This is a genomic window from Streptomyces sp. NPDC006259, assembly GCF_042870975.1.
In the GTDB taxonomy this organism is placed as follows: Bacteria; Actinomycetota; Actinomycetes; order Streptomycetales; family Streptomycetaceae; genus Streptomyces.
The window spans coordinates 675,357-689,282 of the sequence record NZ_JBIAHY010000002.1 but is presented as its reverse complement, the minus strand read 5'-3'; the positions used below and the strand labels follow the sequence as shown (position 1 = coordinate 689,282).

1 protein-coding gene is annotated in these 13,926 nt (G+C 76.2%); it reads right to left on the bottom strand.

Annotation, left to right across the window (positions count from 1 at the left end):
* Window positions 1–29: 29 nt before the first annotated feature.
* Window positions 30–13,871, bottom strand: a complete 13,842-nt coding sequence (locus ACFYO5_RS09005; RefSeq protein ID WP_388705956.1) for an SDR family NAD(P)-dependent oxidoreductase — start codon at window positions 13,869–13,871, stop codon at window positions 30–32.
* Window positions 13,872–13,926 lie beyond the last annotated feature (55 nt).

The window sequence follows — 13,926 nt, the reverse complement described above, 5'->3', positions numbered from 1 at the left end:
CGCGGGCGCCGCCTGCCGTCCGGCGGCCGTCAGTGTTCCCAGGAGCGGAACGCCCGCAGATGGTCCGGTGTGGTGACGGTCTCCAGGAGTTCGTCGTCCGGGTCACCGCCGCCGAGCGCGGCCACGATCCGGCGGGCCGGGGCGTTGCGCGGGGTGCGCTCGGCCGTGAGCCGGACCTTGGTGCAGCCCAGTTCGTCGGCGCGGTCGGCGAGCCGGGCGAGGAGCCTCTCCTCCACGCCCCGTCCGAGGGCCCGGCAGCTCATCAGCCAGGCGAGGACGTCGAGTCGGTCGCCGTCGGCGCGGACGGCGAGCAGACCGATCTGGCCGTAGTCGCCGAAGCGGTCCTTGGCCGAGGCGGTCCACACCTCGCCGCGGCCGCGCCACCGGTCGAGGTCGCCGCCCTCCGGCGAACGGGCCCGCAGGGTGAACTGGTTGGTGCGGCGCACGAGTTGCTCGGCCCGGCGCACGTCGCCCTCACCGAGGACCCGGACGTCGACCTCCAGGTGCAGCTGGGCGAGGAACTCCTCGAAGCCCGCCTGTTCGCGGACGGCGTCCCGTTCCCGTTCCTGGTCGTAGAAGCGGGCCCGCTGAGAGTCCTCGGCGGTGGCCGGGGCGGGGACCGAGGGCCACAACCTGGCCAGGAACTCCTCCAGCCCGGCGGCGGGCGGGCAGGTGACGGACAGCACCTGGGGCAGTGCGGCGCGCATCCTGCCGATCTCGGCGGGGTTGTCGTCGAGGAACAGGAAGCTGTCCACGCCCAGGTCGAGAACGCGGGCCGCCTCCGCGAGGCGGGTCGGCTTCGGGCCCCAGGCGGCGGAGAGGACGCTGAAGTGTTCGGCCTTCAGGAGGCTGTCGGGACGGTCGAGGACGGCGCGGACGGTGTCCTCGTCGTTGTTGCTGACGAGCGCCAGCAACGCGCCGGCCTCCCGCCATCCGAGGAGGCGGCGCGCGAGGAGGGCGCGCGGCCCGGTCAGGTCCACGGCGTCCGGGCCGATCTCGCCGGCCACTCCGCCCCACAGCGTCTCGTCGCCGTCGACGGCGATCACCTTGGGTGCGGGCCGCAGCACGGCGCGGACGGTCTCGGCGAGGCACAGGGCGACCGCGGCCTGGAAGGGCGGGGTGAAGGGGAGGTGGGCGAGGCGTTCGGTGCGCTCGTCGAAGCGTTCCGCGACGGCGTGCCGGCGGGTCCAGTCGTCGGGGCGGAGCACCGCGATGCCGGGCAGTTCGTCGAGTTCGTCGGCGATCTCGCGCTCCCACCGGGTGAGGCGCTCGTCGGTGCGGACGGCCGGCGCGAAGCCGACGATCAGCGGCTTGCGGGTCCGTTCGGCGAGGGCCCGCAGCGCGGCCGGGTACTCCGAGCGCAACTCGGCGAGGAGCACGTCGTCCACGGGCCCGAACCGTTCCAGGTCGGCGGCCCGCAGGAGGACCGCTCCGACTGCCGTGTCGGGGTCGGCGAAGACACCGGAGGGGTCGCGCAGGGCGGCGAGGACCTGGTGGTACGGGGCTTCGGCGACCGTCGGCCCACCGTGCGGCGCCCCGTCCGCGATGGCGGTCGCGCACATCAGCGGGAGGTTGCCGAGGGCGAAGGTGGCGGCGAGGGCCAGGGAGCGGGCGGGCGCGGCCTCCACTCCGGTGGGAGCGGCCTCCTGACGGTCTGGGGCGGTTTCCTCACGGGCCGGCGCGGCCCCCTGGCCGGCCGGCGAGGCCTCTTGGCGGGAAAGCCCGGCGTCCTGCCGGGAGAGCCCGGTCTCCTGTCGGACGGTCGCGGCCCCCTGCCGGACGGGCGCGGCCCTCTGCCGGACGGGCGCGGCCCTCTGGTGGGCGACCGGTGTCGTGGCGTCCCGCGCCACCTCTCCCAGCAGTGCCACGAACTCCTCGCCCAGCCCGGCCGTGGCCGCCGCGTCGAGGATGTCCAGGCTGTGGTCGAGGCGGATCCGGCCCGCGTCGGGGGTCATGGTGATCATCAGGTCCAGGTCGGAGTAGCCGGTGCCGGCCGGCAGGACGTCGAGGTGGCCGAGGCGGCCGCCGTAGCGGACGTAGTTGAAGTAGACCTCCACGAGCGGGGCCCCGGCACGGTGCAGGCCCTGCCGGGCGAGGGTGGCCAGTACGTCGGAGAACATCGCGCCCCTGGCCAGGAGCCGTTCCATGCGGCTGCCGGTGCGCCGCAGCACGTCGGCGACGGGTTCGCCGGTCCGCGCCTCGGCGGGGAACGGCACGGGGACGCCGTAGAAGCCGACCGCGTCGAAGGCGTCGGCGTGGATGCGGGTGTCGACGGGGACGGCGAGCACGAAGCGTTCGCGCTGCCGCTTGCGGGCGAGCAGCACGGTCAGGGTGCCGAGGCAGAAGGCGGCGGGCGTGACGGCGAGGCCGCTCGCGGCGGCTGTCACGCGGTCCATGAGCCCGTCGGGAAGCGTCACCGTGACGCTGCCTGCACGGTACGACCGCTGCGCGGGGCGTGGGCTCGACAGCGTCAGGTCGAGCCGCTCACTGCCGTCGAAGGCCTCGCGCCAGTCGTCCGTGGCCGTGCCCTCGCCCGACTGCTGGGCCTCGACGAGGAGGTGGACGTCGCGGTTGGTGGGGTCGGCGCCGAGCGGGGTGCCGGACAGTTCGGCGTCGATCTCGCCGGCCACGAGGAGCAGCGACTGGAGGTCGCTGACGGCGTGGTGGGCGCCGAAGACCAGGATCTGCCCCTGTGCTCCGCCGTCCAGCAGCTCGAAGCGCCACAGGGGAGCGGTCGCCAGGTCGAACTCCGGTTCCAGCAGCGTCCGCAGGCGCTCGGCCGCGTCCGGGTCGTCCGGCACGGGTGTCCATCGCAGCAGCGGCTCCACCTCCCGGGTGACGTGCAGCCGGCGTCCGTCCGTGCCGGTCCGGACGGCGGTGCGCAGGGCCGCGTGCCGGGCGGCCAGGCGGTCCACGATCGCGGTGAGCGTCTCGCGGCCGACGGGGGTGGTGAGGCGCACGGCGAGGCCGACGGCGTGGGCGGCCTGCGGCATGTCGGGGCGTGCGCTGCGCAGCAGACGTACGACGTCGCGGGTCGCCGGGTGCGTCTCGGTCTCGGGCACCTCGGCGGCCGGTTCGGTGACGCGCCGCTCGGCCGCCCGCTCGGGCAGGGCCGCGGCCAGGGTCCTGGCCAGCCCCTTGACGTCGGCGGCGGCGAACATCTCGGCGGTGGGCAGTTCGACGCCCAGTTCTCGGGCGAAGGAGTTGCGCAGCCGGACCAGCATCAGGGAGTCCAGGCCGAGTTCCTTGAGCGCGCTGCTCGCGGAGGTGTCGACGACGCCGCCGGAGACCTCGCCGACGCGGGCGCGGACGTACGCCTCCAGCCAGGTGACGCGGTCCGCGTGGGAGGTGGCGGCGAACACCTTCCGTACGAGGCCGTCCGTGTCACCGGTGCCGGTGGGGGCGGTGACGAGGTCGGCGAGGATCGGGCGGGCGCGCACGGCGTCCGGGGAGAGCGCGAGGAGTTCCCAGTCGAGGGCGAGCGGGGCGAGTTGGCGACGGCCGCTGTCCAGGACGCGGTCCAGGAGTTCGCCGCCCTCCTGCGGGGAGAAGGCGACGAGTCCGGAGCGGCCGGTCTCGGCGGCGCGGGTGCCGGACTCGGCGACCATGCCGACGCCGGACCAGGCGCCCCAGTCGAGGCTGAGCGCCCGTCGTCCGGTGCGGGAGAGGTGGTGGGCCCAGGCGTCGAGGAAGGCGTTGGCCGCCGAGTAGGGGCTCTGTCCGGGTGAGCCGAGCAGGCCGGCCGCCGACGCGAACAGCACCAGGTTCCCGGCCTCGGGGGCGAGTTCGGTGAGCAGGGCGGTGCCGAGCACCTTGGGCGCGAGGACGCGCAGGACGCGGTCGTCGGTCAGGTTGGCGACGGTGGCGTCGTCGAGGACGCCGGCCGCGTGCACGATCGCGGCGATGGGGCCGGCTTCGCGGCGTACGGCGGCCAGGGCGGCCGTCAGGCCGGCGCGGTCCGCGACGTCGGCGCGGGCGAGATGCACGCCGATCCCGCGTTCCTCCATGGAGCGGATCCAGCGCAGGGCGTCCGGGGCGGGGGTGCCGCGGCTCATCAGGGCGAGGCGGCGGGCGCCGCGCCGGACGAGCCGCTCGGCGACGACGCGGCCGAGGCCGCCGAGGCCGCCGGTGATCAGGTGGACGCCGTCGGGGGTGCCGGTGGGCCCGCCGTCGGTGTCGGGGCGGGTGCGGGCCAGGCGGGGGACGAGGCGGCCCGACGCGCGCAGGGCGACGAGGCGCTCGTCGTCGGCGTGGCGCAGCTGCGTCCACAGGGCGTCGGTGCCGCCGGTGGGCGGCAGGTCGACGAGGGTGACCGACAGTTCGGGGTGTTCCTGGGCGACGGCGAGGCCGAAGCCCCAGGCGAGCGCCTGTTGGGGATGGGCGACCTGGCCGCTGTCCCCCGCGGCCTGGCTGCCGCGGGCCACGACGAAGAGGCGCGGGGAGCGGCCGCGCGGGCGGTCGGTGAGGGCGCGGACGAGGTGGAGGGTGCCGAGGCAGCACAGGCGGGCCGCTTCCTCGGCGGTCGGCACGTCGGTGACGGCCGGGGCGTCGAGCGCGGTGAGCTGCACGACGTGCGTGGGAAGGGAGTCGGGGTAGGCCTCGTCGAGGAGGCGGGCCAGGTGTCCCGGGTCGGCGAGGTCGAGGACGTACCGGCCGGGGCTTTCGGCGGTGAAGTCGGTTCCGGCGCGGGCGACGACGTGCGGCACCTCGGTGCCGAGGCGGTCGAGGAGGTCGTCCGCGGTGCCCGTCGCGTCGGCGAGGACGAGCCAGCTTCCCCCGGTGGGGCGTTCCCGCGCGGTGGGACGGGGCTGCCAGCGGGTCTCGAAGAGGGCGCCGTCCAGCGGGGAGAGCGCGGCCAGCCTGAACTTCTGCGCCTCCAGGACGAGTTGCCCGTCGTCGTCCCACAGGCACAGGTCCAGGCAGGCGGTGTCCCCCTCCACCGCGCGCAGTTCGCAGCTCACCCACACGGGTGTGGTGCGCCGTCCGGTGTGGCGGACGCGGCCGAACCCGGCGGGCACGAACGCCCGCCCCTCGGGCGCGTCGCCGGGCAGGGCGGCGGTGTGCAGGGCGGAGTCGAGGACGGCCGGGTGGAACAGGTGGCCGGCGGCCGGGCGTTCGGCGAGCCGTGCGAGCGCGGCGGTGGCACCTCGGCGGCCGAACTCCAGGTTGCGGAAGGCGGGACCGTACTTGATGCCGAGGGCGCCCAACCGGTCGTACACGGCATCGAGTCCGACGTCCTCCTGGCAGCTCGCGCGGATGTCGTCCAGGCGGGGTTCGGGGACGGGTGGCGTGTCGAGGAGCAGCCTGCCGGTGACATGGCGTTCCCAACGGCTCCGTCCCTCGGCGGCCGAGGCGACCGTGAACTCGCGCACACCGTCCTCGGCGGGGCGCACCACGAGCTGGATCCGCACCGGGCGGGCCTCGTCGAGGCGCAGGGGCTGGACGAACCGGACGTCCGCCAGGCGCACGTCGGCGCTGTCCGTGACCGCCTGGGCGGCCTCCAGCGCCATGTCGAGGAAGGCGGCGCCGGGCAGCCAGACCTCGCCGGTGACGCGGTGGTCGGTGAGGTAGGAGAAGCGGCCGTCCCGCAGGTCGACCCGGCTCTCGAAGAGGTGCCGGCCGGGCTCGTCGCTGGCCTCCACGTGCGTGCCGAGCAGGGGTGAGGCGCCGGTGGCGGTGGCCGGGGCGGGGGCGAGCCAGTGGCGCTCGCGGGCGAAGGCGTAGGTGGGCAGGGAGAGGCGGCGTCCCCGGGGGAAGAGGGCCGTCCAGTCCGGGGCGTGCCCGGCGGAGAACAGTTCGCCGATCCGGCGCAGCAGCATGGCGTGGCCGTCCTGCTGGCGGCGCAGGGTGCCGATGCCCACCGCGTCGACGCCCGCCTCGGTCGCGACGGCTTCGACGGCGGCGGTGAGCGAGGGGTGCGGGCTCAGCTCGACGAAGTAGCGGTAGCCGTCGTCCAGCATCCGACGGACCGTGTCCGCGAACCGGACCGGTCGGCTCAGGTTGGCGAACCAGTACGCCGCGTCCAGGCGGTCGCCGTCCACCGGTTCGGCGAGCACCGACGAGTACAGCGGGGTGTCGGTGCGGGTTCCCCGGACGCCGGAGAACCGGTCGAGGAGTTCGTCGCGGAGCGGTTCCATGAGCGGACTGTGGGAGGCGAACGGCGTCGACAGCCGGCGCACGGTGACGCCCCGCTCGGCCAGGTGCCGGCCCAGCTCGGCCAGGGCGTCGGCGGCACCCGAAACGGCGGTGGAGCGGGCGCTGTTGAGGGCGCCGACGAACAGCCGTCCCTCGTACGGCCCGAGCAGGTCCGCGACGTCGGTGTGCGGCAGGTCGACGGCGACCATGCCACCGTGTCCCACGAGCGGCACGACCGCGTGGGCGCGGCCCGTCACCACCGTCACGGCCTCGTCCAGGGTGAGCGCGCCCGCGCTGTACGCGGCGGTGATCTCGCCCAGGCTGTGGCCCACCACGGCGTCGGGGGTGACGCCGAGGGCGCGCCAGGCGGCGGCCAGGGCCGCGTTGACGGCGAACAGCACCGGCTGGAGGTACTCGGTGCGCTCCAGCGGGGAGAACTCCTCCGGGGCCCGCAGCACGTTGAGGACGGACCAGCCGACCTGCCGCTGAACGGCGGCGTCGATCCGGGTCAGCTCCGCCCGGTAGGCCTCCGAGTCGGCGAACAGCTCCAGTCCCATGCCCGGCCACTGGCCGCCGTGCCCGGCGAACAGGAAGGCGACCTTGCCGCTCCGCTCCTCGCGGGGCGGCGCCAGCGGCGCCCGGCCGGACGCCAGCGCGTCCAGTACGGTGCGCAGTTCCTCCCGGTCGCCGGCGACGACGGTGGCCCGCCGTTCGAAGTGGCCGCGGTGCCGCGCCAGGGTGTGGGCGACGTCGGCCAGGACGGTGTCGCCGGTGACGTACGCCGAGAGCCGCGCCGCCTGTCCGCGGACGGCGGCCTCGCCGCGGCCGGACAGCACGAACAGGTGCTTGCCGTCGCCCGTCCCGGCCGGTGTGCGCGGCGCGGTTTCGGGGGCCTCCTCGACGACGACGTGTGCGTTGGTGCCGCTGATGCCGAAGGCGCTGACGCCCGCGCGCCGCACCCGTTCCGCGGTCGCCGGCCAGGGCCGGGCCTCCTGGAGGAGTCGCAGTCCGCTGTCGTCCCAGTCGACGTGCCGGCTGGGGGTCCCGGCGTGCAGGGTGGCCGGGAGGGTGCCGTGGCGCAGCGACTGCACCACCTTGATCAGTCCGGCGACGCCCGAAGCGGCCTGGGCGTGACCGATGTTGGACTTCAGGGAGCCCAGGTACAGGGGGCGGTCCTGGGGGCGGGAGGCGCCGAAGACCTCGGTCAGGGCGTTCGCCTCGATCGGATCGCCGAGAGTGGTTCCGGTGCCGTGCGCCTCGATGTAGTCGATGTCCTCGGGTGCCAGTCCGGACTGCTCCAGGGCGCGCCGCAGTACCAGTTCCTGGGCGGGCCCGTTCGGCGCGGACAGGCCCTGGCTGCGGCCGTCCTGGTTCACGGCGGTGCCGCGCAGCACGGCCAGCACCTCGTCGCCGTCGCGCAGGGCGTCACCGAGCCGCTTCAGGACGAGCAGGCCGGCGCCCTCGGCCCAGATCGCGCCGTCGGCGTCGTCGGAGAAGGAGCGGCAGCGGCCGGTCGCGGACAGGCCGCGCAGCCGGCTGAACTCGACGAAGGTCTGCGGGGTGACCATGAGGGTGACGCCGCCGGCGAGGGCGAGGTCGCACTCCCCGGAGCGCAGCGCCTGCGCCGCGAGGTGGGTCGCGACCAGGGAGGACGAGCAGGCCGTGTCCACGGTGAGGGCGGGGCCGTGCAGGCCGAGCGCGTACGACAGCCGGCCGGAGGCGACGCTCAGCGCGGACCCGGTGCCGACATAGCCGTCGAGCTGGTCGAGGCGAGTACCGGCCAGGTATTCGCTGCCGAACATGCCGATGTAGACGCCGGTGGTGCTGCCCGCGAGGTCACCGGGCACGATGCCGCCGCGCTCCAGGGCCTCCCAGGCGGTCTCCAGCAGCAGTCGCTGCTGGGGGTCCATGGCGGCGGCCTCCTTCGGGGTGATGCCGAAGAAGCCCGCGTCGAAGGAGTCGATCTCGTCGAGGAAGCCGCCGTCCCGGGCGTAGGACTTGCCGGGGGCGTCGGGGTCGGGGTCGTACAGGGACTCCACGTCCCAGCGGTCGGCCGGGAAGGGGCCGACGGCGTCCCGGCCGTCCGCGACGAGCCGCCACAGGTCGTCGGGGTCGTGCACGCCGCCGGGCAGGCGGCAGGCCATCGACACGATCGCGATCGGCTCGTCGGCGGGGGCGGTGGCGGTGGCGCGCGCCGCCCGCGCGGGAGCCGCCCCGCGCCGGGTTCCGCCGAGCGCCGTGTCGAGCAGGTGGCGGGCGAGCCGGTCGGGGGTGGGGTGGTCGAAGAGGAGCGTGGCCGGCAGCTTGGCGGCGAGGCGGGCTGCGATGCGGTTGCGCAGCTCGACCGCGGTGACCGAGTCCATGCCGAGGTCGCGCAGCGGCTGGTCGGGCCGGACGGACTCCGCCGAGCGCAGGCCGAGGGCGCGGGAGGCCTCCTCGCGGACGAGGGCGAGGACACGTTCGGCGCGTTCGGCCTCGGGCAGCGCGGCGAGCCGTTCGGCCAGGCCGCCGCCCTGTCCGGCGGTCCGCGGCGCGGGCAGCAGGGACCGCCACAGGGCGGTCCCGCTCACGTGCTCGCGCAGGCGCGGCAGGTCGAGCGACCAGGCCACCAGGTGGGGCGTGCCGCGTCGCAGGGAGAGTCCGACGAGGTCGCGGCCCTGGTCGGGGGTGAGGGCGCGGTGGCCGAGGCGGGCCATCCGCTCGAGGTCGGCGTGTTCGGCGGCGAGGCCCTCACCGGCCCAGGCGCCGAAGGAGACGGAGGTCGCGGGCAGTCCCCGGGCGCGGCGGTGGTGGGCGAGCTGGTCGAGGAAGACGTTGGCGGCCGCGTAGTTGCCCTGCCCCGCGGCGCCCAGGACGCCCGCCGCCGAGGAGACCAGCAGGAACATTTCCAGCGGCAGTCCGGCGGTGAGCCGGTGCAGGTGGGCGGCGCCGTCGGCCTTGGGGCGGAGCACCCGGGCGAGCCGCTCGGGGGTGAGGTCGGCGATCACCCCGTCGTCGAGTACGCCCGCGCAGTGCGCGATCCCCCGCAGCGGGTGCTCCGCGGCGACGCGGGCGAGCACGTCCGCCAGGGCGTCGGCGTCGGTCACGTCGCAGGCGGCGACCTCGGCCTCGGCGCCGAGCGCGGCGAGTTCGGCGACGGTCTCGTCGGCACGCGGGTCGGCGGTGCCCTGACGTGAGGTCAGGAGCAGTCGGGGCACGCCGTTCTCGGCGAGGAGGCGGGCGATGTGCCGGCCGACGGCTCCCAGGCCGCCGGTGACGAGCACGGTGCCGTCGCTGGGCAGGGCGGTGCCGTCGGCGGCGCGGGCGCGGATCAGCCGGGGGGCGAGCAGCTCGCCCGTTCGCCAGGCCAGTTCCGGCTCGTCGGTCTGCGCCACGGCGGCCCGTAGGGCGTCCGCGCAGTCGGGAGTGTCGATGTCCAGGAGGGTGAGTCCGAGGTCGGGGTGTTCGGTGCGGGTGCTGCGGGCCAGCCCCCAGAGCACGGACTGGGCGAGCGCCGGGACGTCGTCCCCCTCACCGGCCGCGATCGCGCCCCGCGTGACCCAGACGGTCCGCGCGGGCGCCCGCCCCGGCGGGAGGGCGAGGAGCGCCTGGAGTTCGGCCAGCGCGACGGCGGCCGACTCCCGTGCGGCCGCGGCGGGGTCGCCGTCGGCGTCGGGCCGCTCCCAGAACCGCACGGCGACATCGGCGGCCGCCTCGGTCACCCGGACGCCGGCGGACGTCAGCTCGCGCGCGGCCTCCACGTCCCCCGTGACCGACCACTCCCCCCATGGGGCCTCGGCCGCCCGCGGAACGGCCGTCCAGGCCACCTCGTACAGGTGCCGGGCGTTCTCCGAGCCGCTGCCCAGGTCCGCCGGCGCGGCCGCCCGCAGCCGTACGTCCTCCAGGCGGCCCGCCGGGAAGCCTTCGGTGTCCCAGAAGGTGACGTCGAGGGTCAGGTCGGTGGCCGTGCCCGCGGTGCGGCGGACGGAGACGATCAGGTCGTCGGCGCCGCCCTCGAAGGTGCAGCGGCCGACGGCGACGGGCAGCAGCACGCGCTCGTCGGACGCGTCGAGCACCGCGGCGACGTGCAGGGCGGCGTCCAGCAGCGCCGGGTGGACGGGGTACGGGTCGGACACGTCCCGCGCCTCGGCCGGCAGCGACAGCCGGGCGAGCAGTTCGCCGTCGCCGGTGCGGACCGCCTCCCGTACGCCCTGGAAGGCGGGGCCGTAGCCGAGGCCGACGCCGGTCAGCCGCTCGTAGGTGTCCGGCGTCCAGGCCGGGGCCGCGTCCCGCGGCCAGAGCGGGCAGCGCTCCCCCGTGGGCCCGGCCGGCGCGGCGCCGGACGCGGTGGCGTGCAGGGTCCAGCCCGTCGCCTCCCGTCCGCGCGGGCGGCTGTGCACGGTGACCTCGGTGGCGGGGCCGTCGACGACGACCTCGACGGAGACCTCGACCGTGCCGGCGGCGGGCAGCACGAGCGGGGTGAGCAGGAGCAGGCCGCAGACGTCGGCGGGGGCGTCGGGGCGGGCCGCGGTGAGGGCGGCGCGGCACAGTTCGAGCAGGGTCGTGCCCGAGACGACGGTCCGGCCGTACACGGTGTGGTCGGGCAGCCAGTCGGCGGTGGCCGGGGACCACTCGTCGCGGAAGGTCCAGCGGGTCTCGTCGGCCGACCGGAGCTGGACGCCGAGGAGCGGGTGCGCGGCCCGGTCGAAGAGCCCGCCGGTGGCGGAGGTGCCCTCGGGCTCGATCCAGTGCCGCCGCGCGTCCCAGGCGTACGTGGGCAGTCGGGCGGGCGGCGTGTCCGGCGTGAGGCGCCGCCAGTCGACGGTCCGGCCGTGGACGTGGAGTTCGGCCGCCGAGCGGTCCAGGCAGGCGCGGGCGTCCGCGTCCCGGCGCAGCGAGCCGACGGCGACCAGGTCGTGGCCGCTCTCCTCGCCGATGGTGCGCAGGGCGGTCAGCAGGGCCGGGTGGGGGCTCAGTTCGACGAAGCAGCGGTAGCCGTCGGCGGCCATGCGCTCCACGGTGGGCGCGAACCGGACGGGTTCGCGCAGGTTGGCGTACCAGTAGCCGGCTTCCAGCTCCTCGGTGACGGGCTCGGCGGTGACCGTCGAGTACCAGGCGACGGACGCCGGGTAGGTGGTGACGCCGTCCAGTTCGTCGAGGATGTCCGCGCGGACCGGCTCGACCAGCGTGCTGTGGGAGGCGTAGTCGACGTCGAGGCGGCGGACGAACACCTGCTCGCGGTCCAGGTCGTCGAGGAGCGCCCGCAGCGGCTCCACCTCGCCGGCGATCACGGTGGAGCGGCCGCTGTTGACGGCGGCGACGGACACCGTGCCGTCCAGGCCGGCGAGACGCTCCTCGACCTCGGCGTACGGCAGGGCGACGACGGCCATCGAGCCGCTGCCGGAGAGGGCGGTCAGGGCCTGGCTGCGCAGGGCCACCACGGCGGCCGCGTCGTTGAGGCTGAGGGCGCCCGCGACGCAGGCGGCGGCGACCTCGCCCTGGCTGTGCCCGATCACGGCGTCCGGGCGGATCCCACGGGCCCGCCACACGGCGGCCAGGGACACCATCACCGCGAACAGCGCGGGCTGGACGACGTCCACGCGGTCCAGGGGCGGCGCGCCGGCGTCGCCGCGCAGGACCGCGGCGACGGACCACTCGGTGAAGGGGCGCAGGGCCCCGTCGCAGCGGTCGAGTTCGTCGGCGAACACCGGGTCGTGCGCGAGGAGGTCGCGGGCCATCCCGGACCACTGCGAGCCCTGGCCGGGGAAGACGAAGGCGACCTTGCCGGCCGGGTCGGTCTCCCGAGGGCCGGCCGTGGTGGCGGGGTCGGCCTCCCCCGCGGCCAACGCGTCGAGGGCGGCGAGGAGTTCGGTGTCGTCGGCGGCCTGGACGACGGCCCGGTGCGCGAAGTGGGTGCGGTGGTGCGCGAGGGTCGCGGCCACCTGCGGGAGCGGGGTGGCGGAGCGGTCCCGCAGGGCGGTGGCGAGCCGGGCGGCCTGCCCCTGCAACGCGGGGGGTGTGCGGGCGGAGAGCGGGAACAGGACCGGGGCCGGGAGGCCGGCGAGGGCCGCGGCCGGGTCGGAGCCGGCCGTCGTACGCGCCTCAGGAGCCTCCGTGCGGGCCTCGGACGCCTCCTCCAGCACCACGTGCGCGTTGGTGCCGCTGATGCCGAACGCGCTCACGCCCGCCCGGCGCACCCGGTCCGCGCGGCGCGGCCAGGCCTGCGCGTCGACGGGAACGCGCAGGCCGCCGCCCTCCCAGGCGATGTGCGGGGTCGGCGTCCCGGCGTGCAGGGACGCCGGTATGCGTTCGTGGCGCAGGGCCAGGACGGTCTTGATGACGCCGCCGATGCCGGCCGCGGCCTGGGCGTGTCCGATGTTGGACTTCAGGGAGCCGAGGGCGAGGGGCCGGTCGGCGTGGCGGCCGGGTCCGAAGACGGCGGCGAGGGCGTTTCCCTCGATCGGGTCGCCGAGCGGGGTGCCCGTGCCGTGCGCCTCGACGTAGTCGATGTCCTCGGGGCGCAGTCCGGCGGCGTCCAGCGCGGCCCGCAGGACGCGCTCCTGGGCGGGCCCGTTGGGGGCGCTGAGTCCCTGGCTGCGGCCGTCCTGGTTGAGGGCGGAGCCCTTGACGACGGCGAGGACGCGGTCGCCGTCGCGGCGGGCGTCGCCGAGCCGCTTGAGCAGCACGAGCCCGCAGCCCTCGGCCCACACCACCCCGTCCGCGTCGGCGGAGAACGGGCTGCACCGCCCGGACGGCGACAGTCCGCGCAGGCGGCTGAACTCGACGTGTCCGCGCGGGGTGACGAGCAGCGTCGCGCCGCCCGCCAGGGCGAGGTCGCACTCGCCGGCCGCGAGGGCCCGCGCCGCGAGGTGCAGGGCGACCAGGGAGGAGGAGCACGCCGTGTCGACGGTGACGGCGGGCCCCTGGAGGCCGAGCGTGTAGGAGAGGCGCCCGGAGGCCACGCTCGCGGCGGAGCCGGTGCCCACGTGTCCGTCGAGCTGGGCGAGGGAGGCGGCGCCGAGGTAGCCGCTGTCGTAGAGGCCGACGTAGACGCCCGTGGGGCTGCCGTTCAGCGTGTCCGGGACGATGCCGGCGCGTTCGAGGGTCTCCCAGGCGGTCTGGAGCAGGATCCGCTGCTGCGGGTCCATGGCGGCGGCCTCGCGCGGGGAGATGCCGAAGAAGGGGGCGTCGAAGCGGTCGATGCCGTCGAGGAAGCCGCCGCGCAGGGTGTAGGCCTTGCCGGTGGCCTCCGGGTCGGGGTCGAGGAGGCCGTGGGTGTCCCAACGGCCCGCCGGGACCTCGGAGATGACGTCCTGGCCCGTGTCGAGCAGCCGCCACAGCGCCTCGGGGTCGTCGGCGCCGCCGGGGAACCGGCAGGCCATGGAGATGATGGCGATGTCGTCGCCGAGGGGCCGCGCGGCCACGCCGTCGCGGGACCGTCCGGCGGCGGGGTCGCCGTCCCCGGTCCGCGCGGGGGCGTCCGCGGCGAAGAGGGCGTCGGTGAGCGCCGCGATGGTGGGGTGGTTGAAGACGAGGGACGGTTCCAGGGGACGGCCGACGCGCTCGGAGAGGTCGACGCCCAGGGTCACCAACTGGCGTGATCCGAGGCCGAATTCGGCGATCGGGCGGTGCGGGTCGACGCTCATCGGGTCGAGGCCGGCCGCCTCGGCCACGGCCGACGCCAGCCAGGCGCGCACGTCCTCGGCGGTCGCCGGGGACGGCTCGGGGTTGCGGGGCAGAGACGCGTTCGCAGGCATCTGGGAAGGTCCTCGTGAACTGGGTGCGCGGCGGACTTCCGGACGCCGTGGCGGG